The sequence below is a fragment of the Reyranella sp. genome (assembly GCF_030651995.1).
GTDB lineage: Bacteria > Pseudomonadota > Alphaproteobacteria > Reyranellales > Reyranellaceae > Reyranella.
On record NZ_JAUSBN010000056.1, the window covers coordinates 22345 to 47384 of the forward strand.

Below are 25040 nucleotides of genomic sequence, written 5' to 3' on the forward strand. Positions count from 1 at the left end.
GCCTCAGGTGCCGGGGCGGGTCGGGGCTTCCCAGCCCTTGCGGCGGAAGGGATTGGCCGGGAAGGAGCCCAGCATCTTCAGCTCCTCGGAGAAGAACCCAAGCTCCTCGAGCGCCAGCAGGACGCTGCGCTGTTCGGGATGGCCCTCGACCTCGGCATAGAACAACGCCTGCTCGAAGCGCGCGCCGGAGAGATAGCTTTCCAGCTTCACCATGTTGACACCGTTGGTCGCGAACCCGCCCAGCGCCTTGTACAGCGCCGCCGGGCGGCTCTTCACACGGAACAGGAAGGCCGTCATGCACTGCACGGTGCGCCAGTCGGGATGGGCCTCCTCGCGCGAGAACACCAGCATGCGCGTCGTATTGTGGTCGGCGTCCTCGATGTTCTTGGCCAGCACCTTGAGATCGTAGATGCGGGCGGCCAGCGACGACGCGATGGCGCCGACGCTGGGGTCGCCGATCTCGGCGATCTCGCGGGCGGCGCCGGCCGTATCGGCGTGGACCACCGGCTGCAGCCGGTTCTTCTTCAGGAAGTTGCGGCACTGGGCCAGCGCCTGGACGTGGCTCTTGACCGTCCGGATCGACTTCAGCGACGCCCCCGGCAGGGCCACCAGGCAATGCTCGACCCGCTGGAAGTGCTCGGCCACGATCTTCAGCTTGGTGTGCGGCAGCAGGCTGTGCAGGTCGGCGACGCGGCCGGCGATCGAGTTCTCGACCGGGATGATGGCCAGCTCCGCCTTGCCGGCCTGGACGGCGCCCATGGCGGCATCGAAGGTCGGACACGGCAGGGTCGTCATGTAAGGAAAGGCCGCCCGGCAGGCCATGTCGGAATTGGCGCCCGGCTCGCCCTGGAAGGCGATGATATTGCTGGCGGCGGCCTTGCCCTGCCGCTTCTCGCCCCGACCTTTTGCCATTTGCCGAACTCTCCCGTGCCGCGATCCGAGGCCCATCGATAGGCGAAAAACCCCGTAATATCCGGCACTTGCGACGTTCCGCCGCGCGATCCTCCGGACGTGATGGAATACTACTGGCGGCCGTGCGGGCATGCTACAGCAGCGTCCGTAGAATTCGCCGCTTCGGGATTTGACATGGCCAGTTTCAACACGATTGCAGGCTGCGTTTTGGCTTCCGCCCTCTTCGCGATGGTGGTCGGCAAGGTTTCCAATGCCGTCGTGCATCCGCACAAGCTGGACAAGCCGGCGCTCGCCGTCACCGACGACGCGCCGACGCAGACGGCCGCCGCGCCGGCCGCCATCGAGATTCCGCCGATCGGTCCGAAGCTCGCCAGCGCCAATGTCGACGCCGGCAAGGCCCTGTTCCAGAAGCAGTGCGTCGCCTGCCACACGATCGACAAGGGTGGCGCCAACAAGGTCGGACCGAACCTGTGGGGCATCGTCAACCGTCCCAAGGCGAGCCATGCAGGCTTCAGCTATTCGTCGGTGATGACCGCCAAGGGCGGCGACTGGAACTATGAGGACATCGATCATCTGATCTTCAAGCCGACCGCCTACCTGCGCGGCACGAAGATGGCGTTTGCCGGCCTTCCCAAGGAGCAGGATCGCGCCGACATCATCGCCTACATGCGCACCATGGCCGACACGCCGGCACCGCTGCCCTAGGGTGGTTCCGCCCGATCTCGTCGCGCTGGCCCACCAGCTGGCCGACGCCGCCCGGCCGATCGCGGCCCGCTACTTCCGCACCGGTGTCACGGTCGACGACAAGTCCGACCTAAGCCCCGTCACCATCGCCGACCGCGAAGCGGAGACGGCGATGCGCGAGCTGCTCGACCGCCACATGCCCGACCATGGCGTGTTCGGCGAGGAGCATGGCGCGGTCCGCACCGACGCGGAGTATGTCTGGGTGCTCGACCCGATCGACGGCACCAAGGCCTTCATCACCGGCCTGCCCCTGTTCGGCACGCTGATTGGCCTCTTTCATCGCGGCAAGCCGGTGCTCGGCATCATCGACCAGCCGATCCTGCAGGAACGCTGGCTGGGCGTCGACGGCGAGCGCTCGACCCTGAACGGCAAGCCGATCTCGGTGCGGGCCTGCGCGGCCATCGCGAGCGCCTACATGTATTCGACCGCGCCGGCCATGTTCGCCGGCGGCTACGCCAAGCCGCACCAGGCCCTCACCGAAAAGGTGAAGCTCTTCCGCTGGGGCGGCGACTGCTACGCCTACGGGCTGCTGGCGTCGGGTCATGTCGACCTGGTCGTCGAGGCGGATCTCAAGCTCTACGACTATGCCGCGCTCATTCCCGTCATCACCGGCGCCGGCGGCACCATCACCGACTGGAAGGGCAACGCCCTCGACATGCAGTCCGACGGCACCGTCGTCGCCGCCGGCGACCCCGCGGTTCACCGCGCCGCGCTGGACATCCTCTCCGCGTAGGTGGCCCGGTCGACATCGTACCAGACGATGTCGGTGAAGCCCTTGTAGTCGACGCGCTTGCGGTAGGTGAGGCCGATCCGCTCCATGACCGACCGCGACGCGCGGTTCTCCTCCAGCGTGATCGCGAAGATGGAGTCGAGTCCCAGCGTCTCGAAGCCGTAGGCAAGGGCCGCGCGCGCCGCTTCCGTCGCGTAGCCCTGGCCCCAGGCATCGGGATGCAGCGACCACAGCACCTCGACCCCGTCGAACTGCTCGATGAAATTCAGCCCGGCATGGCCGATCAGCCGTCCCTCGCAGAACACGCCCCAGGGGGCCAGGCGGCGTTGCTGCCAGGACGCGGCGAAGCGCTCGATCGCGGCATGGGCCGCCGCCACCAAATCGCCTTCCTGCGCCTTGCCAGGGGCCGGCGGCAGCCACTTGGCGACCTCAGGATGAAAGCGCATGGCGGCATAGTCTTCGGCGTCGGCCGGCAGCAGGGGCCTGAGCGACAGGCGCTCGGTCGTCACGATCGTCATTGTGGAGGCACTTTACACAACTTTACCGGCGCGAGATGGGCGCGAAACCGGGACCCACCATCTTGGCTTCACGGGGACAGCACCCGAACCAGATGGAGACAGACATGACGAACCTCAGCATCAAGACGGCACTGGCCGCCCTCCTCGCGGGCAGCCTGGCGGCGACCGCCGGCATGCCGGCCTTTGCGCGGGCGGATGGCGGGTCGGTCGATCCGGCCAAGTTCCAGGAGCGCATCGAGAAGCGCGTCGACAAGGCGCTGAACGGCACGGACGCGACGCAGGACCAGAAGAAGCAGATCGTGGGCATCCTGAAGACCGTCTTCGCCGACATGAAGCCGCTGCACGCCCAGCGCGCCGAGAACCGCGCCGCGATGCGCGCGGCGCTCGAGGCCCCGACCATCGACCCGGCGAAGATCGAGCAGATTCGCGTCGAGCAGATGAAGATCGCGGACGAGAGCTCGAAGCGCTTCACCAAGGCGCTGACGGACGCCGGCAACGTGCTGAACGCCAGCCAGCGCCAGGCCTTCTTCAAGACCTGGGGCGACAAGAGCTGGGGCGATCACAAGCACGGCCCCAAGAAGGGCTAAGCGACAAGGGCTGACGAAAGATGACATCGGGACCGCGCCGGTCCGATACTGAGCCGATGGCCGAGCGCATCCTGATGATCGACGACGACGACCGCCTCGCCGGGATGGTTTCGGACTATCTCGGCGGGGCGGGCTTTCGCGTGACCGTGGCCAACACCGGCCGCGACGGCGAGGCCCAGCTCAAGCGCGAGACCTTCGACGCGGTGATCCTCGACTTGATGTTGCCCGATGCCGACGGACTCGATCTCTGCCGCCGCCTGCGCACCACCAGCGACGTGCCGATCCTGATGCTGACCGCCCGCGGCGAGCCGATGGACCGGGTGGTCGGCCTCGAACTTGGCGCCGACGACTATCTCGCCAAGCCGTTCGAACCGCGCGAGCTGCAGGCCCGCCTGCGCGCCATCCTGCGCCGCAAGGGATCGTCGGCGCCGAAGTCGGACGTGCTGCGCTTCGGCCGCCTGGAAATCGACAAGGGCGCCCGCGTGGTCCGCGTCGACGGCGAGGAGCGCCCCATCACCTCCTACCAGTTCGCGCTGCTGCTGGCGCTGGCCGAGCGCGCTGGCCGCGTGCTCTCGCGCGATGCGCTGATGGATGTGCTGAAGGGTGAGAAGCTCGAAGCCTTCGACCGCTCGGTCGACGTCCATGTCAGCCGCATCCGCGCCGCCATCGAGGACGATCCCAAGAAGCCGCGCCGCATCCTCACCCTGCGCGGCACCGGGTATGTCTTCGCCAGGGATCAGGATCGCTAGGAATGTCATCGCAACGAACCCCCTGTCATCCCGAGCGTAGCGAGGGACCTTTGAGGCCACAGGAAAGGTCCCTCGCTACGCTCGGGATGACAATTTTTGTGTCGCCCGCAGCCCGCTGACCATGCAGCGCCTCTACCTCCAGTTCTACGTCACCATCCTCGTCGTGCTGGCGGTGTTCGTCGGCGCGGCGGTGTTGCTGTGGCGGGTGGCCGACGATGACAATCGCACGCCGCAATATCTCGACGTCGCGGCCGAACTGACCGGCGCGCTGCTGCCGGACGCGACGGCGCCGCGTCCCGAGCAGCAGCGCGCGATCGAGGGGCTGCAGCGCAAGCTGCGCTTCGACATCGCACTCTACGAGCCCGACGGCGACATGATCGCCATGGCCGGCAAGCCGCCGCCGCGCTTCGATCCCAACCGCGCGCGCACCGGCTGGCGGCGCGGGCCCGGCGGGCCGAACTTCGTGCTGCAACTGCCGGACGGACGCTGGCTGGTGGCACGGCAGGTGCGCGAACGGCCCAACCCGATTTTCTGGATCGCCGCGGCGCTGGGTCTGGTCGCCGTCGCCGTCGCGATCGCCGCCTTCCCGGTGGTGCGCGGGCTCGGCCGACGACTGGAGCGGCTCAAGGCCGGCGTCGACCGGCTGGGCGGCGGCGATCTCGGCGCCCGCGTGAAGGTCGAGGGCCGCGACGAGGTGGCAGCGCTGGCTGCCAGCTTCAACCGTTCGGCCGAGCGCATCGAGGCGCTGGTGGCGGCCCACCGCCTGCTGCTGGCCAACGCCAGTCACGAGCTGCGCACGCCGCTCACCCGCATCTCGGTCGCGGCCTCCCTGCTGGGCGATGCCGCCGATCCCAGGACCCGCGAATCGCTGAAGCGGGACGTGGCCGAACTCAACGAGCTGATCGAGCAGATCCTGCTGGCGAGCCGCCTCGAGGCGCTGCCCACGCTGGAGCAGCACGAGCCTGTCGACCTGCTGGCGCTGGCCGCCGAGGAAGCCTCGCACTACGACGTCGAGGTGAACGGCGAGCCGGTCACCGTCTCCGGCGACCGCACCCTGCTGCGCCGCCTGGTGCGCAATCTGGTCGAGAACGCGCAGCGTTACGGCGGCGGCACCCCGATCGAGGTTTCAGTCACGCGCGAAGGCAACCGCGCCGTGCTCGACGTCATCGATCACGGCCCCGGCGTGCCGGAGGCCGAACGCCAGCGCATCTTCGAGCCCTTCTACCGCCTGGCCGGCGCGTCGGAGAGCGGCCGCGGCAGCGGCCTCGGCCTCGCGCTGGTGCTCGATATTGCCCGCCGCCACGGCGGCGATGTGGTGTGTTTGGAGGCCGAGGGCGGTGGCAGCCGTTTCAGAGTTGATCTGCCGGCGGCGTGAAGTTCGGCTTCCTCAAACCTTGGCCCCACGGAGGCGCCGCAGCGCAGCCGCGACAGCGTCGAGGCCATGGGACTGTGCAACCAGGACGCCCGCCCGGCCGGCAAGATGCCGCGCGAGGGCGGGATCGGATTTGATCCTCAGGCAGGCGCGGGCGATCGATGCCGCGCTGTCGCCGATCAGCAGCTCCCCACCGTCGGCAGCGCCGAGTCCTTCGGCGCCGAGCGCGGTACTGACGACCGGTACACGGTGGGCGAAGGCCTCGAGTATCTTGAGCCGCGTCCCACCGCCGGCACGGATCGGAACGATCGCAACGTCGGCTGCCGCGTAGAACGGCGCGAGGCAGGGCGCGTATCCATGCAGCCGCACATCCTCCAGACGGCCAAACCGGCCTGCGAGATGGTCGCCACCCGCACCGACGATGTCGATGGCGATCTCGTACGAAGACAGGCGATGCAGCGCCGTGCGGATGGTCGTGCACAGAAAATCGACCGCGTCGGCATTGGGCAGGTACTCGAGCGTGCCCACGAACAGGAGGCGAAGCGGACCCTCGATCGACGGCTCATGCCGCGGCACGTGGTCCGGCGGCAGAACGCCGTTGGGCACGACCGCCGTTCGCGCAGCGGGGAACTGACGGCCGAGCCGCTCGGCATCGACGGGGTTGGCAAGCGACACCCGGTCGAACGCCGCCAGGTAGCGGTGGGCGTAGGTCTCGTACTTGGCGCGCTCCCACTCCTCGTGCCGCGCCGCCTCTTCCTCGCCGCGCAAGCGGCGAAGATCGGCCAGCCTCGTTCGCGTCTCCAGTTCGTCGTCGTCGAGATCGAGAACCATTTCCGGGCGCGCCGCAGGGGCAAGCCGCAGGAATGGATCGACCAGGGGTGCAAGGTAGAGCCGCATCACGTGGACCATCGACGGCGGACGGATCCGCGCCCAATCGAACACCGCTCCTGCGCTGGCCACCGTACAGAACCGTGCGAGGAACGGCTTCGGATAGCGCTCCATCGCACGTGCCCTCTCCAGCGGATCGGTCAGGCGCGAGATCAGTGCGACATGCGGATCGAGATGCTCCCCAAGCGGCAGGATGTGGACCCGCGCCGCTTCGCGGAGAACGTGGTCGGGAGGCGACAGCTCGCCGCCGACCACCGGCACCACGATCAAGTCGACCTCGTCGTCACGGGCGAGAGCGGCGAGCGTCATCGCAGCGCGTCGGGCGAGACCGCTGCCGGTGTGTCGCGGCATGACCGGCGTCACGAGGAGCACCCGTCGCCGCATCAGTCGCGGGCGTGGAGAACTTCGAGGTTTGGCATCCCCCAGCACTGGTGGCCCATGTCGGCGGCAAGCAGGGCGAGCCCCTCGGTCTCGATCTCGCCTTCCATCTGCGGGCCCCACGGCCCCGGCCGCCGGGCCGCGGGATGGCCCGGCCGGTAGGGGAACGGCGGAAAGATGAGCCCGTCGCGGTGGATGTCGCCGCGTACCAGCAGCACGGTGCCGCCGACGCTGTCGAGACGCACCAGGTCGGGCCCGCCGCGCAGCGCATCCATGTGGACGGTACCGCGATCGCGCCAGCCATTGCGATCGAAGGTCGGTCCACCATAGTCGTGGACACAATGCGGGTGAACGATATCGCGCCCGACCGCGATCAGGCGCTGCAACAGGTCGGTCGGATACTCGACGACGTCGACGTCCAGCCACAGCACCCAGTCGTGGTCGGCCAGGGCCTGGAAAAGCAGATGGTTGCGCGCCCGCGCGAGCACACGCCGGCGCTGCAATTGCCACGGATGGCTCCAGCGCGGCACGCCGGCCGGCAGGTGGAAGCCGAAGTCACGCTTCCAGACGCCGACATTCGCAAAGCGCGACCGGGCTGCGGCGGCGTGTTGCGCCAATCGTCCGAACGTATCGTCGAGACTGTCGCTTTCGAGCAGGCCGACGGAGAGCGCCTCAAGCGGCCAGTCCAGGCGATGAAGGTTGTTCCAGTAGCGATCGAGATGGGGCATCGCATCCTTCACCGGGGTGAGGATGAGGATGGCCGGCGGACTAGAGGGCGGGGTCATAGCCGCCAAGTGGAAAGGCATGGCGGTTCCAGCCATGTCCCGGCGCAATGCCGTGGCCCGCAGGACCATCGGAAGGTGCAGACCAGCCGTCGAAAGCGACCTGGAGCAGCCGCGCGCGCCCGGGGCTTGCCGCGTTGCCTGCGATGGCATCGAGCCGCTCCCGCGCGGACGGATCGAGGGTCGCGAGGGTGCGCAGGAAGCCCGCGAAATCGCGCAGGGTCTCGCCATCGCCGGGCAGCATTTCGTAGTGCGCCAGAGTGCGTTCGAGCAGTTCATCGAGCGACCCGGTCGCGATCACCGCCGCCGCCGGCCGCGGATCGGCGATAGGCTCCCCCTGAAGCAGCGCGGTCGGGCTGTACGGCGGATGCAGAAGCTTGCCGCGCCACGTCCCGTCGCTCGCCCGGCGCAGACGCGTGTGGATCGCGCCATTGCCCGAAAGCACCACGGCGGGCCCGGCCGCATCCTCGGCGACATGCCAGTAGAACGACTCGCCGGGGGCGCCGCCAAGGCGATGATCGGGCAGCAACTCGATGCTCCGTTCATCCGACGTGACGCGCACGTAGAGGAACCGGCGCGTCTGCGCGAGCTCGCGCTCGATCGCGATGGCGGCCGCCGACCGGGCCGGCGGATGAAAGACGTTCCCGTCCCAGCGCTCGCCCAGCGCCGCCAGCAGGGCGAAGCACTCGGCCTCGAAGCGGAATCCCTCGATGACGGGGTTCTCGCCCTGGAGCACCCATTTGGCGCCGTTGCGATGCTGGAACAGTACGGCGCCGGACGACGGATCACGCTGGCACAGCGTGGCCTCGAGCTGCTTGGGAGGATGGGCCACGAGATGGTGCGGCTGGGCCAGCATCAGCCAGGCGATCAGGAACGTGTCCTTGTCGCCGTGCAGCAGTCGGTAGAACTCGTCCGATCGCTGGTTCATCCAGTGCGCCAGGCCGAGCGCGCGCCAGCAGCGTGACTTGTCGAGCAGCAGCTGTCCCGATTCGAACGAAGGGCAATCCCTCGGCTCCAGCCCCGCGAGACGCCATATCGGGTTCGACCGCGACAGCCGCAGCAGGTCGGGCCAGAACAGCGCCCCGGTCGTGCGGAAGGCCGCGTGGTCGAACAGGTCGGACGGATCCCTGACAGGCACGTTGTCGGCGTCGAGCAGCAGCACCTCGCGGAAGCGCGAGTGGCGCAGCGCATAGGGCTTCAGTTCCCAGCCGCCGAGCCGCCGGACCCGATGGCGCCGCGCTACCTCGAAGGCGTCGACCATATCGACGCCAAGGTCGGTGAGCAGGCCACGCATCGGCATGCTCATCTCCTGTGATCCGAGAAACCAGACCTCGATCGGCAAGGTACAGCCTAGTTGCCGCAGCCTGCCGATGCAGATCCAGGCGCACGTGAACAGGCGCGGGCCGCCGGCACAGATGACGATGCCGCGGCCGTCGAAGCGAGCTTCCGGGAATTCGTCGGGAGTGGCAGCGGCCTCCGCCAGAGCGGCCGACAGTTCGCTGCGGCTCATGAGCGCCGTCGCACCGGCGACAGGCTCTTGTTGCCCGCCTTCGGGAGCTTGGGCATGCTCGTTTACAATGACACGATCTCCCTTGGGCCGTCCGTCCTGCGCCGCCGGCCTCGAGATAAATCCCGTCTCGGACGGCTACATCGTCTATCAACCGGACCGTGATCGCATCCACTATCTCAATGCGACCGCTGCGGTCGTCCTCGAATTGTGCAACGGCCGCAACGACGCGAACGAGCTGGCAGCGCTGCTGCAGCTTGCTTTCGATCTCGGCAAGCCACCGCACGATGCAGTCTCCGAATGCCTCGCAACGCTGATGCGAGAAGGTCTCGTCCGCTGACGGCAGGAGACCGGTTCCAGCTTCTCACCAGCGCTTTCACCGTCGTCGGTGATTGCGACGGCGCACGTCGGCGGGTTCGCGAGGTCGCGCCGCAGGCCCGCCAGGCCATGGCGATCGAACGACATCGGGAGCTGGGCGCCTGGAACAACGATGGCGAAATTCGCCTCACGGTCGATGGGCAGGATGTCGACTTCGAGCTGACCGCGGTTCAGGCCGGCGAGAACCTGCTGCGACGGATGCACCGTGAAGCGCTGGCCGCCTTGCCTGACCATGTGCGCTTTCGTGCGGTGATCGGCCGATCCGGAGGGCGCAGCTTCCTGGTGGTCGGCCCTCGACGCTCTGGCAAGACGACCCTGGCACTCGGCCTGCTGTTAGCGGGCTGCGAGGTGAGCGGCGACGAACTCGTGCTTCTGCGCGACGGGCAGGCAGTGGCCTTTCCGTGGCGCTTCATGGTCAACGAGCCGAGCGTCGCGTTGCTGCCGCCCCTGCGTGCCTTGCCGCCGGTCGTCGCTCGTGGCGGGGCGCTGGCGCGCGACTGGTGGTTCGCAACCGATCCGACCGCATTCGGCCAGCCTTGGGACATCCGACCGGCGGCGATTGAATCGGTGTTCTGGCTGGAGCCTGGCCACGGCTCACGAAGCGTCGTGATCGAGATCGGCAAGCTCGACATGACCCGCCGCCTGCTCTCGCAAACGACGGCGCCTCCGTCCAAACGCAGCGGCTGGCTGGGCGACATCACGCGCCTGGTCGAGGCGGCGCGAACTTTCCGTGTCGAGATGGGCGACGTCGCCTCAACCTGCGTTGCGGTCGCCGACCGCGTTTGATACAGATCGTCGCATGACCAACGATGTCGATCCGCGCGTCCTGACCAGTGTCGACGAAACTCGCCGCGACATCGTACGGAGGCTGGTTCTCGGCAGTGCTTTCGTCCTGCCTGCCATCGCTTCGTTTCCGATGGACTCCTTGGCCCAGGCACAGGCGCCTGTGCGGACCCTCAATACTGGATCGGGCGACGTTCATCACCGAACCAATCCCGACGGGGCGGTCAAACCCGCCAATCCGACGACAATTCCCGGAACTGGCAACCCGGCCGGTCCAGCGCGGCGCTGAGACGCGCGGCGCGCTCACTGCCAGGGCAGCGTGCGCGTTACCGCCACCCTGATCGTCCGCGACGAGGAGCGCTTCCTCGACGACTGCCTTCAGTCGATTCAGCCTCTGGTCGACGAGATTGTCGTCGTCGACACGGGGTCGCGCGACGCAACGCCGGCGATCGCCCGCGCGCACGGTGCGCGGCTGCATGACTTCACCTGGTGTGACGACTTTTCCGCTGCCCGCAACTTTGCGCTGGATCAGGCAAGTGGTGACTGGATTCTCTACATCGACGCGGACGAGCGCCTGCGCCCGCTCGACCGTGCGACGGTCCAGCGTGAACTGTCGATGCCGGGATTGCGGGCGGCCACGGTGCGCTTCCATCCGCAGACGGGATACACGGCCTATCGCGAACTGCGGCTGTTTCGCCGTCATCCCGAAATCCGCTTCGAGGGCGCGATGCACGAGACGATCGTTCCCTCGCTCAACCGACTGACCGGTGGCTGTGGGAAGGCGATCGGCGCCTCGACCCTGACCATCGACCATCTCGGCTATGACGGGGGAACGGTGCGCAAGCACACGCGCGATCTCGGCCTGCTGCAGCGGCAGATCGCGGCCACGCCGGATCGCACATACCTGTGGTGGCACCTCGGGTCGATCGAGCGCGAGCGCGGCGACCCGGCGGCGGCCGAGCGGGCCTGGCGGCAGGGTATCAAGGCAGCGCGGCGGTCGCCCATCCGGTTGGCCGAAAAGACGATGTGCTTCGCGGAACTTGCGCGTCAGTGCGGGATCGATGGCAGGAACGGCGAAGCGCTGGCGCTGATCGCCGAGGCCCGCACCCTGCAAGGCGGCAATTTCCTGCTCGATTGCCTCGAGGCCCGTTCTCTCGCCGCAACGGGCCTCTGGGAGGAGGCTCTGGCGATCTTCGAAAGGCTGGCTAACATCGACGCCGACGCGCTGGTCGACGACTTCGCCTACGATCGCGCGCTGTTCGGCGCCGGTGCGCTGGCGGAAGGCGGGCTGTGCCTTTTCCGTCTCGAACGCTACGGCGACGCCGCGCACTGGTTCGGTCGCGCCGTTGCATGTGAGCCCGACAATCTCTCCTTCCGTGCCCGCTTCGAACTCGCAATGGCGCGAGCGGAGCAACTGACGCAGAAGCACCACCGTTTGGACCTTTGACCGCCGCAGTGGCTGTGCAACATTCTCAGGCCGCCAGTATTGGACAGCGGCGTGTGGGGAAACATGACATCAGAAACGCGTCGCGCATGGCCGGGGCGCAAAGTGCTCAACCGGACGGCGGTCCTGTGCATCATCGGCCTGGTGCCGACCGCGAGTCTGGCCCAGATGCCCGACCCGCAGATTCTCGGCGTACAGAGCGGCTGCTTCATCCGAGGCGACCAAGCCTACAACGTGCTCGTCAAGGTGGGGCCCAACGTTGGCCACTATCGCTTCATCTTCAGCGAAGCCACGACCCAGCAGGTCGCGCAGGATCGAACGCTCGGCCTGATCCATCCGAACACCGAGGTTCCGTTCCGCCTGGCCAACGCCGGCAACTATCGCCTCATCGTCAAGTGGGCACCGCAGATATCGAACCAGTCGTCGGCGATGGCGGGCTCACTCATCGCGGTCAAGCCGGTCGTCACCATGATGGTCAACGGACAGCAGACCTGCCGCGAAGCATCGCCGCTGGGACAGCCCGGCGGGCCCCGCCCGACGCCACGCTGAGCGCGGCACCGTCCTCCGAAACGGGGGAGATGCCGAAAGCCGGAGGCGGGCCTAGAATGCGGTGAACAACCGTTTACCGAGGAAGCGCGCCATGGATTTCAACATTCCCGCGGAGATCGCGGCCTATCTGGTCGAGCTCGACGAGTTCATCGAGCGCGAGATCCGGCCGCTGGAGCGCGAGAACGACAATATCCGCTTCTTCGACCATCGCCGCGAGCATGCGCGCACCGACTGGGACAATGACGGCCAGCCGCGGCACGAGTGGGAAGAGCTGCTGGCCGAGATGAAGCGTCGTGCCGACAAGGCCGGTCACCTGCGCTTCGGGCTCCCGAAGGCGCTGGGCGGCAAGGACGGTTCCAACCTCGCCATGGCGATCATCCGCGAGCATCTGGCGCACAAGGGGCTCGGCCTGCACAACGACCTGCAGAACGAGAGTTCGATCGTCGGCAACTTCCCGGTAGCCCTGCTGCTGCATCGCTTCGGCACGCAGGAGCAGAAGGACCGCTACATAGAGGGCATGTTCAAGGGCACCGAGCGCATCGGGTTCGGCCTCACCGAGCCGCTGCACGGGTCCGACGCCACCTTCATGGAGACCACGGCCGTCAAGCAGGGCTCCGACTGGGTGATCAACGGCATGAAGCGGTTCAACACCGGCATGCATACCGCGACCGTCGACCTCGTCTTCGCGCGCACCTCCGGCAAGGCCGGCGACGCGCGCGGCATCTCGGCGTTCCTGGTGCCGGTGAAGAGCCCGGGCTTCAAGATCGAGTACATGTGGTGGACGTTCAACATGCCGTCCGACCATGCCGAGGTGTCGCTGAGCAACGTCACCGTGCCGGGCTCGACCATGCTGGGCGAGGAAGGCCGCGGCCTCGACGTGGCGCAGACCTTCGTGCACGAGAACCGCATCCGCCAGGCCGCCTCCAGCCTCGGCGCGGCGCAATACTGCATCGACCTGTCGGTGGCCTACGCCAAGAACCGCAAGGTGTTCGGCAAGGCGCTGGCGACCAACCAGGCGATCCAGTTCCCGCTGGCGGAGCTGCACACCGAGGCCGAAATGACGCGCGGCCTCGTGCGCAAGACGGCGTGGCATCTCGACCGCGAGCATCACATGAACGTCAGCGAATGGGTGGCGATGTCGAACTACCGTGCCAACCGCCTGGTCTGCGATGCGGCCGACCGCGCCATGCAGGTCCATGGCGGCATCGGCTATTCGCGTCACACGCCGTTCGAGCACATCTACCGCCACCACCGCCGCTACCGCATCACCGAGGGCTCTGAGGAGATCCAGATCCGCCGCGTCGCCGGCGCCCTGTTCGGCTTCTGGGGCGCGCAGAAGACGTCGACGGCGGCGAAGTCTTAAACCTCCTCTCCGCCACGACAGGCGCTGTAAACAGCGCCGGAGTGGGGGAGAGGAAGGGGCCCATTGCGCAGCAATGGGAAGGTGAGGTGGTGCCTGACGCAAGCGAGATTCATGTGTTGAGAGGACGAAGACCCACCTCACCTACCCCGCGCTTTGCGCGGGTCCCCTTCCTCTCCCCCCGCTGCGCGGGCGGAGAGGACGTTTGAGTCGCGAGGTGGCTTCAACGTCATCGGGTCGCCGCTACACCGGCGACCTCATCATGTTCGGCACGGCCATGCTGATGGGATCGAGCTATCCCTTCGCCAAGGACGTGCTGCAGGTCATGAGCCCGCTGCTCTACAGCGGCTCGCGCTATCTGGTCGCCAGCCTCTTCCTGTTCGCCGCCATGGCCCTGTTGCGCCGGCCGCTCGGGCTGGCGCAGCGCGACTGGCTGCCGCTGTTCCTGCTGTCGCTGATCGGCGTCACCCTGTTCCAGGCCTGCTGGGGCCTCGCCATGACACGCACGGCGCCGAGCGTTGGCTCGATCGTCATGACCACCACCACCGCCTTTTCGGCGATCCTCGCCTGGTTCGGCGGGCGCCGGCTGCCGGCGCTGGGCTGGGCCGGCATCGGGCTCGCCTTCGCGGGCGTCGTGCTGGTGGTGAACAACAGCCTGACGGCGGTCACGCTGTCGTTCGGCAGCCTCGACGGCACCCTGCTCTGGATGCTCGCGGCCTTCGCCTGGGCCCTCTATGTCGAGCGCTGCGCCCCCTACAATCAGCGCCTCGGGGCGCTGCCGGTGATGGCCTGGACGACCCTGTTCGGCTCCCTGGTCCTGGTGCCGATCGCCCTCCTCTTCGAATCGCTGGACGAATTCGCCCGGCTCGACGACCGGCTGCTGGGCTTCTGGCTCTACACCGCCATCTTTCCGGTGGGCGTCGCCTTCCTCGGGCTGACGGCCGGGCTCGACCGGCTGGGGGTCAGCCGGGTCATGGTCTACATGTACCTGATCCCGATTGCCGGCGTCGGCCTGTCGGCCGCCTTCTTCGGCGATCCGCTGACCGCGGCCCGCGTGCTGGGCGGGCTGGTCGTGCTGGCCGGCGTCATTCTGACGCGTGTGGCGCTCGACCGGGCCGCCCGCGTTCCTGTATGAACCTCCCCATGGCCACGACCACCATCCCCTTGAAGACGCCCGGCAGCGGCGGACGCCGCGCGTCCGTGGACCGCGCGACCAAGGAAACCCGCATTTCCGCCGCCATCAACCTGGACGGCACCGGTGTCTACGACATCAAGACCGGGATCGGCTTCCTCGACCACATGCTCGAGCAGCTCTCGCGCCACAGTTTGATCGACATCACCTTGCGCGCCGAGGGCGACCTGCACATCGACTACCACCACACGACGGAAGACACCGGCATCGTGCTGGGCGAGTGCCTGTCGAAGGCGCTGGGCGACCGCAAGGGCATCCGCCGCTATGGCAGCGCCACCATCCCGATGGACGAGACGCTGACCGAGGTCGCGCTCGACGTGTCGAACCGGCCGTACCTGATCTGGAAGGTGAATTTCACCCGGGACAAGCTCGGCACGATGGACACCGAGCTGTTCAAGGAATGGTTCCAGGCCTTCGCCCAGCTGGGCGGCCTGACCCTGCACGTGTGGAACCATTACGGCGAGAACAACCACCACATCGTCGAGACCTGCTTCAAGGGCATCGCCCGGGCGTTGCGCGTCGCGGTCGAGATCGACCCGCGCCAGACGACGGCCGTGCCCAGCACCAAGGGCGTGCTCTAGGCTTCAACATGACCGTTGCCCCATGACTGTTGCCATCGTCGACTACGGGTCGGGCAACCTGCGATCCGCCGCCAAGGCCTTCGAGCGCGCCGCGCGCGAGGCCGGCACGCATGAGCGCGTGCTGGTGACGTCGTCGCCCGCCGAGGTCGCCGCCGCCGACCGCATCGTGCTGCCGGGCGTCGGCGCTTTCGCCGACTGCCGCGCCGGTCTCTACGCCGTGCCGGGCATGGTCGACACGCTGCAGCGCGAGGTCATCGAGCGCGGCAAGCCGTTCCTCGGCATCTGCGTCGGCATGCAGCTGATGGCCACGCGCGGCGTCGAGTACGGCATCCATGCCGGGCTGGACTGGATCGCGGGCGACGTGGTGCGCATCGAACCCGGCAAGGACCATCTCAAGATCCCGCACATGGGCTGGAACGAGCTGACGGATCTCAAGCCGCATGCCCTGCTCGAGGGCATCGCGCCGCGCGCCCATGCCTATTTCGTGCATTCCTACCAGCTCGCCGCCAGCAAGCCCGAGACGGTGCTGGCCCTGACCGACTATGGTGGACCGGTCACCGCGATCGTCGGTCGCGACAATCTCGCGGGCACGCAGTTCCATCCCGAGAAGAGCCAGGCGACCGGACTTCGGCTGATCGCCAACTTCCTGCGCTGGAAGCCCTGACCCCCCGACCGCGAGCGATCGAACCATGTCCCTCGGCCCCTTCGACACCTTGTTCGTGTCCCTCAACGGACTGGCCAGCGGCAATCTCCACCTCGCCGGACTCTTCGTCCTGCTGCTTCTCCTGGTGGCACTCGAAGTCGGCGTCCAGCTCGGCAAGTTCATCGCGCGCCTTCACCCGCCGACCGACGGCCAGAAATCATCGGTCAACTTCGCGACCGCCGGCGTGATGGGCTTGCTGGCCTTCCTGCTGGGCGTCTCCCTCTCCATGGCCTCGGACCGTTACCAGCAGCGCCGCGACTCCGTCCTGGCCGAAGCCAACGCCATAGGAACGGCCTGGCTGCGCGCGGCGGTGGCAACCGGGGCGGAGGGCGAGGCGATGCAGCGCCTGCTGCGCGACTATACCGAGACACGCATCGCCTTGGTCCGTGGCAGTTCCGACCCGGCCGAGACCGACCGGCTCAACCAGCGGAGCAACAGCCTTCAGAACGAACTCTGGCAGCTGGCGCGCACGGTCGCCGAGCGCTCGCCGACGCCGATCTCGGGCCTGCTGCTCTCCTCGCTCAACGAGATGATCGACCTGTCGCTCACCAACCGGCGCAACTTCACCAGCCATGTGCCGCCCTACGTCCTGCGGCTCCTGTTGACCGTCTCGCTTTTCGCCGTGGGCGCCGTGGGTTACGGGTTTGGCTTGGTCAACAGCCGCCAACCGGGGCTCTCCGTGCTGCTGCTCGGCGTCTGGACGCTCGCCATCGTGCTGATCATCGACATCGACCGGCCGCAGAGCGGCCAGGTCCGCATAGATCCCGCCCCGCTCGTCTGGACGCTTCAGGGATTCGGGCCGCCGAAGTGACCACGGCCCGCTGATCCGCTCCGGAACGTCCCGAGGACCCTTCTGTCGTGCAGCGCTCGAGGCCGGCGACGAGGAGACGAGCCGAAGGGGCGGGCCTGCCTGCCGGGCTTTGCGGACAATCGCGCCTGCGGCGGGTTCGAACGGTCAGATCGATGCCTGGAGCGCGGCTTGCCAGGCGACGCGCTCCTGACATCGCGTGACCGATACGGCTTCCGCAACATCGACTGCATCACGCCGAACATCAAACTTCAACCCGCAGTGATCGCCGTCGCGTTACTGGTGCGACTCGCCGCCGACGGCCGCCCCTGCCGGTGAGGATTGCGGGCCGCGGCGTCCCACATGAGACGGGGATCGAAGGCTTCGGCGGCAAAGATCGTGACGATGACCACGGCACAGAAGGCGAGCGCGCCCATGCCGGGGTCGATGGTCACCGCGCGACCGAACTGCACGAGCGCCCCCAGCAACGACTCCATGAAGATGTCGACCATCGACCAGCGGCCGATCCAGGCCACGATGAAGTAGAGACGCGTGCGCTGGCGCAGGAACACGCCGGCCGTCTCGGCCGTGGCGGGCAACGACGTCACCGAGATCATGCCGAGCAGGCCGATGAGCTTGAACAGCGGCACCAGCACGCTGGCGAAGAAAACCAGCAACGCCAGCGGATACATCTTGGACGAGACCAGCTCTTCGACGCCGCCCATGATGGTGCTGGGCGCGCCGGAGCCCAGCTGAATCACCGTCAGCACCGGATAGACGTTGGCGGGGATGTACAGGATGGCGCCGGCGAGCGCGAGCGCCAGCGTCCGGTTGAGACTGTCGGGCTTGCGTTCGTGGACCCGCGCACCGCAGCGCGGGCAACGCCCGTCATGCTCGGCCGGAACGCAGACGAGCTTGCACTCCTCGCAGCCGGCGGCACCCTGCCTGTACTCCAGCGGCGCGGCCGGCGGCATCGGCGCATGGGTCTGGCCGCGTCGCTCGATCTCCTCCCAGACCGCCTGCGGATCCAGAGACAGCTCGGCCCAGACGATCACCACGGTGAGGATCGCCAGCGCATAGACCGCTGGTCCGAGCTGGATCGTCACGAGGTCGCCCAGCTTGGTGTAGGCCACGAACACGCCCAGCAGCAGCACCTCGAGCATCGCCCAGGTCCCCATGCGTCGAGCGATGAGGAAGACGCCGCGCAGGTTGGGCGGCAGGGTCCGCATGCGCAGGCCGATCAGCACGTAGAGCGTGCCGGCGAACTTGATGAGCGGTGCGAACGCCGTGGTGAAGGCGACGGCGATGGCCAGGGGCCACAGTCCGTGCCGCACCAGCTCCGCGGGGCCTGAGAGGATCGTGGTCTCGTGCACGATGCCGGCGGTCGAGACCTTCATCAGCATCGCAAGCCACAGGATGGCGAACAGCACCAGCGAGGCGAAGGTGAGGGCGAGGCAACGGCCGGTCGGGTCGGCGCGCGTCGATCGCAGCCGCGTGCCGCAGCGCTCGCAGTCGGAGCCCATGTTGGCCGCCATCGCAGGTACGATCTGGAACAGCCCGCAGCCGTGGCATTCGCGCAGCTGCGGCGCCGTCACCAGGGGACCCGGGTCGCGTGGGACGGCGAAGGCCCGCAGCATGGCGCTACTGAAGCAGCGTCGCGATGCCGTCCGACAGCTCGCCGAGCGCATCGCTCATGGCGGCGACATGGCCCGGCGTGTCTGCCGTCGGTACGGGCTTCGAGATCGAGAAGTTGCGTGAGGCCGTTCTTGTCGGCCGGTTGAACTGGATGGCGACCTGCGCCAGCAGGATGACGGTACCGGCCTTGTCGGCGTCGAAGCGCTGGAAGTCGATGCCGACCGTAGCGTAGGGATCCATCGTGATCGAACCGGACTCGCTGTAGACTTGGCTGGCGGGCAAACGCTGCGAGAGTTCCAGCACGATGGTCCGTCCCAGCATCCCGCCGAGCGGTTCGCCCCACCAGGCGTTCGCTCGGACGTCGAGCTTCAGGTCGTCCGTCGAGCGGACGATCTCCTTGCGGTCGAGATAGCCCGGCAGGCCGACGTCGCGGACCTGCACGATCCGTGGTCCGCGCGTCAGCACCGGACCCGGCCGCACCGCGAGCGTGTAGAGCACGGGTTCCGGCGAGGAACCGCAGGCCTGGAGCGCCGGGGACGCGAGGACCGGAAGGGCGAGGAGGCCGAACTGGCGGCGGCCGAGGCGAGTGCTGGTCATTCCTTGCCCGTGCTGGTGCGGCCCTTGATCAGGGCCTCGGGTTGACGCGACAGAAGATCGGCCAGGGCTCGGATCGAGCGCGCGGCGTCGGTGAGCTGCGGCAGCAGGCGATCGAGCTCGCGGTTAAACTTCGATGTGTCGCCGTAGCCCTTCTCGACGGAACCGATCAGGCGATTGGCCTTGGTGACGGCGTCCTGGAACTGCGCGGCGATCGCGGGCAGGCGCTTGAGCGCCGGCGTCCCGTCGACGTCGAGCTTTCGGGCGATGTCCTGCACGTCGATCATGGCCTTCTCCAGCGCAGCCAGGGTCGCCTTGATCTGCGGTCCGTTGACCGTCTGGTCGATGCCGGTGGCGGCGCTGACCAGGCTGTTGCCGATCTTGTCGAAGTCGATGCGGTTGATCTTGCTCAACAGTTCGCTGGCCGACGCCGTGATGCTGTCGAAGCCGCCGACTTCCGCGGCCGGAATGACATAGTGGCCGCCTTCCTGTGTCAGCTCGCCCCCTGTGGCGCCGGGCACGACCTCCAGCGATATGATCTTCTGCGGACTGATCAGACTCGGCGCCTGCAACGTGGCGCGCAGGCCGCGCTTGATCATCTCCTCGGCGACGTTGATGGGCTCCATCCCCTGCGCCTTTGCAAGGTTGCTGACCCTGCCGGCCTCGACCCGATAGTGGACCGGGGCGACGACGCGGTCGGTCTTCGGATCGTAGACCAGCCCGACGCTCGTCACCTCGCCGATCTTCAAGCCGTGGAACCTGACTTCGGCGCCTTCGGTCACGCCGGCGACCGAGCCCGGAAAATAGGAGATCAGCTTGATCTGCTGGCCGAATCCCGCCGACTTGGCTTCCTCGATGTTGGCGTAGAGCTTGAAGCGCTGGCCGGGCGGGCTGACCGGCGCCGTCGAATCGTGCGCCGTATCGAAGGCGATGCCACCCAGCAGGATGGCACGCAGCGATTCCATCTCGATGTTGATGCCGTTCGCGCCGAGCGAGATCGACAGGCCCGAGGCGTTCCAGAAGTTGGAGTCGTTGCGCACGTAGCGGTCGTAGGGCGCGCGCACGAAGGCATGGATGGCGACTCGGCTGGCGAGATCGTGCAGATCCCAACCCAGCACGGTGCCGACCTCGATGTCGCGGAAGAAGATCGGGGCGCCGAGGCTGATCGAGCCCAGCCGACGCGAATCGAGCCGGAACGTGGTGCCCTTCACCGAGGCCTGCAGGATCGGCGGATCCTCCTGGCCCACGAAATCGCGCTTGGCGACGCCCGGTTCGGAGGACGGACGCATGCCGATATAGGAGCCGGACAGGATGGTCTCGAGACCGGAGATGTTGCCGGCAAAGAGCTGCGGCTTCACCACCCAGAAGATCGTCTTGTCGGTGAGCAGCGACTCGGCTTCCTTCACCGTCTCGATCGTCACCAGCACCTTCGACAGGTCGGGCGGGATTGTGATGGTTTTCACCGTCCCCATGACGACATTGCGGTACTTGAGCTGGGACTGACCGGCCGTGAGGCCGGCGGCCGTGTCGAAGGACACGGTGATCACGGGACCGCGCTTGGAGAAGGCGTCCCAGGCCAGCCAGCCGGCAATCAGCGCGGTCACGATGGGCACGAGCCAGACCAGCGGGAAACGGCGGCGGCGCCGAACCGAAGCCGCCCCCACGGCACTTCGCGCGCCGGGACTATCCGAGGCTGGGGTCCCGGAGGCGGATCCGGGCGGGGCTTGCTCGTTCATCGTACCTCGTTCGCCCCTCAGTCAGACGGGACGCTCAGCGTTCCCGGTCGTCGATGTCGCGGGCCAGGACCTCGCGCTTGCCGACATGGTTCGCGGCGCTGACCACGCCTTCGCGCTCCATGCGCTCGACGATGCGGGCGGCCCTGTTATAGCCGATCTGGAGGTAACGTTGGATGAAAGACGTGCTGCACTTTCGCTCGCGGGCGACCAGGGCGATGGCCTGGTCGTAGAGCTGGTCGCTCTCGGCCTCCTCAGCGTCGCCCGGCAGCCCGGTCCCCGAGCCGTCGCCGTCGGGATCGTCGGTGACCGACTCGATATAGGCCGGCGCGCCCTGGGCCCGCAGGTGGCGGACGACCTCCTCGACCTCGCCGTCGCTGACGAAGGGGCCATGGACACGGGCGATCTTGCCGCCCCCGGCCATGTAGAGCATGTCGCCCTGACCCAGCAGCTGCTCGCCGCCCTGCTCGCCCAGGATGGTGCGGCTGTCGATCTTGGACGTCACCTGGAAGGAGATGCGGGTCGGGAAGTTGGCCTTGATGGTGCCGGTGATGACGTCGACCGACGGCCGCTGGGTGGCCATCACCACATGGATGCCGGCGGCACGCGCCATCTGCGCCAGGCGCTGCACCGTCGCCTCGATCTCCTTGCCCGCGACCAGCATCAGGTCGGCCATCTCGTCGATGATGACGACGATGAAGGGTAGCGGCCTCAAGTCCATCTCCTCGTCCTCGAAGGTGGGCTTGCGCGTCTCGGGATCGATACCGGTCTGGACTTTGCGGGTCAGCACCCCGCCCTTGCGCGCCGTCTCGGCGAGCTTCTCGTTGTAGCCCGCGATGTTGCGCACGGCGACCGCGCTCATGGCGCGATAGCGGTCTTCCATCTCGCGCACGACCCACTTCAGGGCGACGATGGCCTTGCGCGGCTCGGTGACGACGGGCGTCAGCAGGTGCGGGATGTCCTGGTAGACACTCAGCTCCAGCATCTTGGGGTCGATCATGATGAAGCGGCACTGATTCGGCGTCAGCCGGTAGAGCAGCGACAGGATCATGGTGTTGACCGCCACCGACTTGCCCGAGCCGGTCGTACCGCCGATCAGAAGATGCGGCATGCGCGCGAGGTCGGCGATGACCGGATCGCCGCCGATATCCTTGCCCAGTGCCAGCGGCAGGCCGAGGCGGCCATCCTCGTAGTGCTTGGTCGACAGCAGCTCGCGCAGGAACACCGTCTCGCGCTTGGCATTGGGCAGCTCGATGCCGATGACGTTGCGGCCGGGCACGGTGGCGACGCGCGCCGAGACCGCACTCATCGAGCGGGCGATGTCGTCGGCGAGACCGATCACTCGGCTGGACTTGGTGCCGGGCGCCGGTTCGAGTTCGTAGAGGGTCACGACCGGACCCGGCCGCACCTTCACGATCTGTCCCTTGACGCCGAAATCGTCGAGCACCGTCTCGAGCAGGCGCGCATTCTGCTCCAGCGCTTCCTCGTCGATCTTCGGCTGGGCATTGACCCGCGAGGGCAGCGACAGGATGTCGAGCGGCGGCAGCTGGTACTCGGCCCCGAGGGCCAGCTCGCGCTGTCCGGCCTTGGCGGCGCGCTTGCCCTGCGGCGCGGCCGACTTGCGCGGCACGATCTTCACGCCCGCAGGTGTCGGCGGCACGGCAGACGGCAGCTCGACGTCGAGCGCATTGTCGGGCGTGAACGGATTCTCGTCGGTCTCTTCGTCCGGCCTCTCTTCGGCGACGGGTGGCGGCGGCGGCGCAACTTCAGCCGGCGCCTCGAACTCCTCATCGGCAATCGGCTGCCGGTAGTGCGCCGGCGAAGGCGGCGGCGCGGCCTCGTAACCGCCGAAGCCCGGCTCGATACGTTCCGCCGTGGCCGCAGTGGCCGTCGCCGGGCGCCGCATGAAGGGCTCGATTCGCAGGCCGCCGGTCAGGCGACTGAGGAAGGTGCGCTCCTGCACGCGGGAGGGCGCGGCCTCGTCCAGCACCGGCGAGTGCATGCGCAGGCCACCGGGCGCCTCGGGGATGTCGTCGGCCGGCCGCTCGATCGGGGCATAGGGCGCATCGACCATCAGCGAGTCGCGCGCCGGCAGCACCGCGCCTTCGTCGGGGATCTGCTCGTAGCGGTTCTCGAAGCGCGCCGGATCGTACTGGCTGGCATCGATCTCGCCCGGAATCTCGGCATAGCCGATGTGAGGCGCCGGCGGCTCGTTCTCCTCGTCGAGCGGTTGCGGCTTGCCGCGCCACAGGCCCACGGCCGCGCGCATGCCCCACACGACCCACAGGAAGGGCGCACGCAGGATGCGGAAGATCAGCGGCAGGTCGGTACGGTTCATGCCGAGCGCCGGGGCCATCGCGATGAAGGCGAGGGCTGCCGCGGCAGGCTCGATGAAAGTGAGCGCGCCGCCGCTCGAATGGGTGAGCACCAGCTCGCGGAAGCGGCCGACCAGGGCCAGCCCGACCAGCCCGCCCGGTCCGGCATGGGTGGCGGCCCCGCCGACGTCGCCCAGGCCCACGCAGGCCACGCTCATCATCAGCAGCGCCAGCAGGAGCAGTGAGAGACGCAGACCGAAGAAGCCGAGATGATGGGTGCGCACCATGCGCACGCCCCAGGTGATGAAGGCGACCGGCGCCAGGATGATGGCGAGGCCGAAGGTCTGCAGCAGCAGGTCCGAGATGTAGGCGCCGGGCAGGCCGAGCAGGTTGTTGGGCGCCCGCGCCGTGGCGTGATTGAGCGAGGGATCGCCCGGACTATAGGTGAACAGCGCCATCATCAGCGCGAGGCCGAAGCCTGCCGTGGCAACGCCGACGATCTCCATCATGCGGCGGCGCAGAAAATCGCGCCCGCCCTCCGGCAGGATGGAGGTCCTGGGCTGCAACGCTGAAGAGAGGCTCAGCATGGCCATGCGCGGTGGCGCTCCTACAACACGGTCGCGAGGCGTTGGAGCCCCTCGCGGGTGGTCTTCTCGTCATGCACCAGGGCCACGCGGATGTAGCGCTGGGAAATGTTGATGCCGTTAGTCTCGCGGCAGGCATAGGCCCCCGGCAGCACCTTGACGTGCGCCTCGCCCCACAGCTTGCGCGTGGCTTCCTCGCCGTCGCCGACGTCGAGCCACAGGAAGAACCCGCCGCCCGGCGTGTAGTAGGAGAAACGGTTGTGCAGGATCTGCTCGGCGATCCGGAAGTTCTTCACGTACCACTCGCGCGTCTGGATCGGATGCGTCTCCTCGCGCCACAGCGCGGCCGACGCCTTCTGGACGGCGAAGGGAATCTGCGGGCCGCCATAGCTGCGCCAGCGCAGCACCATCGCAACGAGCTTCGGGTCGCCGGCCATGAAGCCCGAGCGCAGGCCCGCCGCATTCGACCGCTTCGACAGCGAATGAAAGACCGCGAGATTGTGGAACGGGTCCTTGCCGCCGGTCTCGTCGATCTCGAGCGCCGCCTCGAGCGCACCCGGCGGCGGGGCGCCGGTGTAGATCTCGGCGTAGCACTCGTCGACGGCCAGCACGGTGTCGTACTTGCGGCAGAGCCTCAGCAGCTTCTGCAGATATTCCTTGCTGGCGATCGCACCCTGCGGATTGGCCGGCGAGCAGAGATAGACCACCGACAGGCGCTGCCAGGTCGCTTCGTCGAGGCTCTCATAGTCGGGCAGGAAGCCGTTCGAGGCTTCGGCGTTGACCAGCAGCGGCTCGCCGCCCGACAGGACCGCACCGCCGAGATAGGCCTGGTAGAACGGATTGGGCAGCGCGACGATCGGCCTGCCCCCACCCTTCTCCTGCGGCGTCGCCACGGTGGAGATGATGTAGACGCCTTCCTTGCTGCCGGCCGTCGGATGGACGTGCAGGTTCGGGTCGAGCAGGCCCTGGGGCAGCTTGTAGCGGCGCGTCAGCCATTCACAGATCGCGAGATTGAGGTCAGGCAGGCCCTGGTTGGGCGGATAGCGATTCCAGCCATCGACTTCGTCGATCACGATCTGCCGCGCGAAGGCGGGCATCGCCCCCTGGGGTTCGCCCACCGACATGTTGATCATCGACAGATGCGCCGGCGGCGTGATGGGAGCGATGAGGGCGTTCAGCCGCGCGAATGGGAAATCGGTCAGCGTCTCGGTCAGGCGCGGATTGAACATTCTCGT

General features: G+C 67.7%; 25 protein-coding genes. 15 read left to right on the forward strand and 10 right to left on the reverse strand.

Annotated elements, in window-relative coordinates:
- Positions 1-3: 3 nt before the first annotated feature.
- Positions 4-912 carry a prephenate dehydratase gene (locus tag Q7V45_RS17680; protein ID WP_304854398.1) on the reverse strand — a complete coding sequence of 303 codons (909 nt, stop codon included), beginning with the start codon at positions 910-912 and terminating at the stop codon, positions 4-6.
- Positions 913-1086: 174 nt separating this feature from the next.
- On the opposite strand from Q7V45_RS17680, the gene Q7V45_RS17685 reads away from it, so the two are divergent.
- Together Q7V45_RS17685 and hisN are read left to right on the forward strand one after the other, a co-directional pair.
- Positions 1087-1617 carry a cytochrome c family protein gene (locus tag Q7V45_RS17685; RefSeq protein WP_304854400.1) on the forward strand — a complete coding sequence of 177 codons (531 nt, stop codon included), beginning with the start codon at positions 1087-1089 and terminating at the stop codon, positions 1615-1617.
- 1 nt (position 1618) lies between these two features.
- Positions 1619-2389: a histidinol-phosphatase gene (gene hisN / locus Q7V45_RS17690; RefSeq protein WP_304854402.1), complete on the forward strand. Its 771-nt coding sequence runs from the start codon at positions 1619-1621 to the stop codon at positions 2387-2389.
- On the opposite strand, the gene Q7V45_RS17695 is transcribed toward hisN, so the two are convergent.
- Positions 2356-2904 carry a GNAT family N-acetyltransferase gene (locus Q7V45_RS17695; RefSeq protein WP_304854404.1) on the reverse strand — a complete coding sequence of 183 codons (549 nt, stop codon included), beginning with the start codon at positions 2902-2904 and terminating at the stop codon, positions 2356-2358. The two genes, hisN and Q7V45_RS17695, sit on opposite strands and share 34 nt — an antisense overlap.
- A gap of 104 nt (positions 2905-3008) precedes the next feature.
- Here Q7V45_RS17695 and Q7V45_RS17700 point away from each other — a divergent pair, with 104 nt between their 5' ends.
- The 3 genes from Q7V45_RS17700 (at position 3009) to Q7V45_RS17710 (ending at position 5615) form a co-directional block, all read left to right on the forward strand.
- Positions 3009-3491 (forward strand): Spy/CpxP family protein refolding chaperone, encoded by a 483-nt coding sequence (locus tag Q7V45_RS17700; RefSeq protein ID WP_304854406.1) that lies wholly within the window; start codon positions 3009-3011, stop codon positions 3489-3491.
- Positions 3492-3547: 56 nt separating this feature from the next.
- Entirely contained in the window at positions 3548-4240 is a 693-nt protein-coding gene (locus tag Q7V45_RS17705; RefSeq protein ID WP_304854407.1) for a response regulator, read from the forward strand.
- A gap of 121 nt (positions 4241-4361) precedes the next feature.
- Entirely contained in the window at positions 4362-5615 is a 1254-nt protein-coding gene (locus tag Q7V45_RS17710; RefSeq protein ID WP_304854408.1) for a HAMP domain-containing sensor histidine kinase, read from the forward strand.
- Between the two features lie 12 nt (positions 5616-5627).
- Here the strand turns inward: Q7V45_RS17710 and Q7V45_RS17715 are convergent, their stop codons facing one another.
- Genes Q7V45_RS17715 through Q7V45_RS17725 form a run of 3 tightly spaced genes read right to left on the reverse strand, consistent with a single transcriptional unit; the run spans position 5628 to position 9170 of the window.
- A complete protein-coding gene (locus Q7V45_RS17715; RefSeq protein WP_304854410.1) occupies positions 5628-6851 on the reverse strand; it encodes a glycosyltransferase family 4 protein in 1224 nt (407 codons plus the stop codon).
- Between the two features lie 32 nt (positions 6852-6883).
- Positions 6884-7732 carry a hypothetical protein gene (locus Q7V45_RS17720; protein ID WP_370692622.1) on the reverse strand — a complete coding sequence of 283 codons (849 nt, stop codon included), beginning with the start codon at positions 7730-7732 and terminating at the stop codon, positions 6884-6886.
- A complete protein-coding gene (locus tag Q7V45_RS17725; protein ID WP_304854413.1) occupies positions 7647-9170 on the reverse strand; it encodes a hypothetical protein in 1524 nt (507 codons plus the stop codon). The genes Q7V45_RS17720 and Q7V45_RS17725 overlap by 86 nt, the downstream gene beginning before the upstream one ends.
- Positions 9171-9252: 82 nt before the next feature.
- Between Q7V45_RS17725 and Q7V45_RS17730 the strand changes: the two genes are divergently transcribed.
- The 10 genes from Q7V45_RS17730 to Q7V45_RS17775 all read left to right on the forward strand — a co-directional run bounded on the left by Q7V45_RS17730 (position 9253) and on the right by Q7V45_RS17775 (position 16968).
- Entirely contained in the window at positions 9253-9507 is a 255-nt protein-coding gene (locus tag Q7V45_RS17730) for a PqqD family protein (protein ID WP_304854415.1), read from the forward strand.
- 107 nt (positions 9508-9614) lie between these two features.
- Positions 9615-10331 carry a hypothetical protein gene (locus Q7V45_RS17735; RefSeq protein ID WP_304854416.1) on the forward strand — a complete coding sequence of 239 codons (717 nt, stop codon included), beginning with the start codon at positions 9615-9617 and terminating at the stop codon, positions 10329-10331.
- Positions 10332-10344: 13 nt separating this feature from the next.
- Positions 10345-10617 carry a hypothetical protein gene (locus Q7V45_RS17740; RefSeq protein WP_304854417.1) on the forward strand — a complete coding sequence of 91 codons (273 nt, stop codon included), beginning with the start codon at positions 10345-10347 and terminating at the stop codon, positions 10615-10617.
- Between the two features lie 30 nt (positions 10618-10647).
- On the forward strand, positions 10648-11775 hold the full coding sequence (locus Q7V45_RS17745; RefSeq protein ID WP_304854418.1) for a glycosyltransferase family 2 protein: 1128 nt from the start codon (positions 10648-10650) through the stop codon (positions 11773-11775).
- 102 nt (positions 11776-11877) lie between these two features.
- Complete coding sequence (locus tag Q7V45_RS17750) at positions 11878-12321, forward strand: hypothetical protein (protein WP_304854419.1); 444 nt, start codon at positions 11878-11880, stop codon at positions 12319-12321.
- Positions 12322-12412: 91 nt separating this feature from the next.
- Complete coding sequence (locus tag Q7V45_RS17755; RefSeq protein ID WP_304854420.1) at positions 12413-13684, forward strand: acyl-CoA dehydrogenase family protein; 1272 nt, start codon at positions 12413-12415, stop codon at positions 13682-13684.
- Positions 13685-13898: 214 nt separating this feature from the next.
- A complete protein-coding gene (locus Q7V45_RS17760) occupies positions 13899-14816 on the forward strand; it encodes a DMT family transporter (RefSeq protein ID WP_304854421.1) in 918 nt (305 codons plus the stop codon).
- A gap of 8 nt (positions 14817-14824) precedes the next feature.
- A complete protein-coding gene (hisB, locus tag Q7V45_RS17765) occupies positions 14825-15454 on the forward strand; it encodes an imidazoleglycerol-phosphate dehydratase HisB (RefSeq protein WP_304854424.1) in 630 nt (209 codons plus the stop codon).
- 22 nt (positions 15455-15476) lie between these two features.
- Positions 15477-16118: an imidazole glycerol phosphate synthase subunit HisH gene (gene hisH / locus Q7V45_RS17770; protein WP_304854426.1), complete on the forward strand. Its 642-nt coding sequence runs from the start codon at positions 15477-15479 to the stop codon at positions 16116-16118.
- A 25-nt stretch (positions 16119-16143) separates the two neighbouring features.
- Positions 16144-16968, forward strand: a complete 825-nt coding sequence (locus tag Q7V45_RS17775; RefSeq protein ID WP_304854427.1) for a hypothetical protein — start codon at positions 16144-16146, stop codon at positions 16966-16968.
- Between the two features lie 248 nt (positions 16969-17216).
- On the opposite strand, the gene Q7V45_RS17780 is transcribed toward Q7V45_RS17775, so the two are convergent.
- The 5 genes from Q7V45_RS17780 to Q7V45_RS17800 all read right to left on the reverse strand — a co-directional run bounded on the left by Q7V45_RS17780 (position 17217) and on the right by Q7V45_RS17800 (position 25034).
- A complete protein-coding gene (locus tag Q7V45_RS17780) occupies positions 17217-18581 on the reverse strand; it encodes a paraquat-inducible protein A (protein WP_304854428.1) in 1365 nt (454 codons plus the stop codon).
- Positions 18582-18585: 4 nt separating this feature from the next.
- Positions 18586-19176 carry a membrane integrity-associated transporter subunit PqiC gene (locus Q7V45_RS17785; protein WP_304854430.1) on the reverse strand — a complete coding sequence of 197 codons (591 nt, stop codon included), beginning with the start codon at positions 19174-19176 and terminating at the stop codon, positions 18586-18588.
- Positions 19173-20786 carry an intermembrane transport protein PqiB gene (locus Q7V45_RS17790; protein ID WP_304854432.1) on the reverse strand — a complete coding sequence of 538 codons (1614 nt, stop codon included), beginning with the start codon at positions 20784-20786 and terminating at the stop codon, positions 19173-19175. Before Q7V45_RS17790 ends, Q7V45_RS17785 begins: the two co-directional genes overlap by 4 nt.
- Positions 20787-20943: 157 nt before the next feature.
- The gene (locus Q7V45_RS17795) at positions 20944-23814 is read right to left on the reverse strand and encodes a DNA translocase FtsK (protein ID WP_304854434.1); all 2871 of its coding nucleotides are present in this window, start codon (positions 23812-23814) and stop codon (positions 20944-20946) included.
- Positions 23815-23828: 14 nt separating this feature from the next.
- The gene (locus Q7V45_RS17800) at positions 23829-25034 is read right to left on the reverse strand and encodes an aminotransferase class I/II-fold pyridoxal phosphate-dependent enzyme (RefSeq protein WP_304854435.1); all 1206 of its coding nucleotides are present in this window, start codon (positions 25032-25034) and stop codon (positions 23829-23831) included.
- Between the last annotated feature and the right edge of the window lie 6 nt (positions 25035-25040).

Excerpts from the sequence above, each read along its gene's own strand:
- Q7V45_RS17680 (WP_304854398.1), bottom strand. The coding sequence starts at position 912 with ATGGCAAAAGGTCGGGGCGAGAAGCGGCAGGGCAAGGCCGCCGCCAGC.
- Q7V45_RS17685 (WP_304854400.1), top strand. The coding sequence starts at position 1,087 with ATGGCCAGTTTCAACACGATTGCAGGCTGCGTTTTGGCTTCCGCCCTC.
- Q7V45_RS17695 (WP_304854404.1), bottom strand. The coding sequence starts at position 2,904 with ATGACGATCGTGACGACCGAGCGCCTGTCGCTCAGGCCCCTGCTGCCG.
- Q7V45_RS17700 (WP_304854406.1), top strand. The coding sequence starts at position 3,009 with ATGACGAACCTCAGCATCAAGACGGCACTGGCCGCCCTCCTCGCGGGC.
- Q7V45_RS17705 (WP_304854407.1), top strand. The coding sequence starts at position 3,548 with ATGGCCGAGCGCATCCTGATGATCGACGACGACGACCGCCTCGCCGGG.
- Q7V45_RS17710 (WP_304854408.1), top strand. The coding sequence starts at position 4,362 with ATGCAGCGCCTCTACCTCCAGTTCTACGTCACCATCCTCGTCGTGCTG.
- Q7V45_RS17715 (WP_304854410.1), bottom strand. The coding sequence starts at position 6,851 with ATGCCGCGACACACCGGCAGCGGTCTCGCCCGACGCGCTGCGATGACG.
- Q7V45_RS17720 (WP_370692622.1), bottom strand. The coding sequence starts at position 7,732 with ATGGTCCTGCGGGCCACGGCATTGCGCCGGGACATGGCTGGAACCGCC.
- Q7V45_RS17725 (WP_304854413.1), bottom strand. The coding sequence starts at position 9,170 with ATGAGCCGCAGCGAACTGTCGGCCGCTCTGGCGGAGGCCGCTGCCACT.
- Q7V45_RS17735 (WP_304854416.1), top strand. The coding sequence starts at position 9,615 with ATGGCGATCGAACGACATCGGGAGCTGGGCGCCTGGAACAACGATGGC.
- Q7V45_RS17740 (WP_304854417.1), top strand. The coding sequence starts at position 10,345 with ATGACCAACGATGTCGATCCGCGCGTCCTGACCAGTGTCGACGAAACT.
- Q7V45_RS17755 (WP_304854420.1), top strand. The coding sequence starts at position 12,413 with ATGGATTTCAACATTCCCGCGGAGATCGCGGCCTATCTGGTCGAGCTC.
- hisB (WP_304854424.1), top strand. The coding sequence starts at position 14,825 with ATGGCCACGACCACCATCCCCTTGAAGACGCCCGGCAGCGGCGGACGC.
- hisH (WP_304854426.1), top strand. The coding sequence starts at position 15,477 with ATGACTGTTGCCATCGTCGACTACGGGTCGGGCAACCTGCGATCCGCC.
- Q7V45_RS17775 (WP_304854427.1), top strand. The coding sequence starts at position 16,144 with ATGTCCCTCGGCCCCTTCGACACCTTGTTCGTGTCCCTCAACGGACTG.
- Q7V45_RS17780 (WP_304854428.1), bottom strand. The coding sequence starts at position 18,581 with ATGCTGCGGGCCTTCGCCGTCCCACGCGACCCGGGTCCCCTGGTGACG.
- Q7V45_RS17785 (WP_304854430.1), bottom strand. The coding sequence starts at position 19,176 with ATGACCAGCACTCGCCTCGGCCGCCGCCAGTTCGGCCTCCTCGCCCTT.
- Q7V45_RS17795 (WP_304854434.1), bottom strand. The coding sequence starts at position 23,814 with ATGGCCATGCTGAGCCTCTCTTCAGCGTTGCAGCCCAGGACCTCCATC.
- Q7V45_RS17800 (WP_304854435.1), bottom strand. The coding sequence starts at position 25,034 with ATGTTCAATCCGCGCCTGACCGAGACGCTGACCGATTTCCCATTCGCG.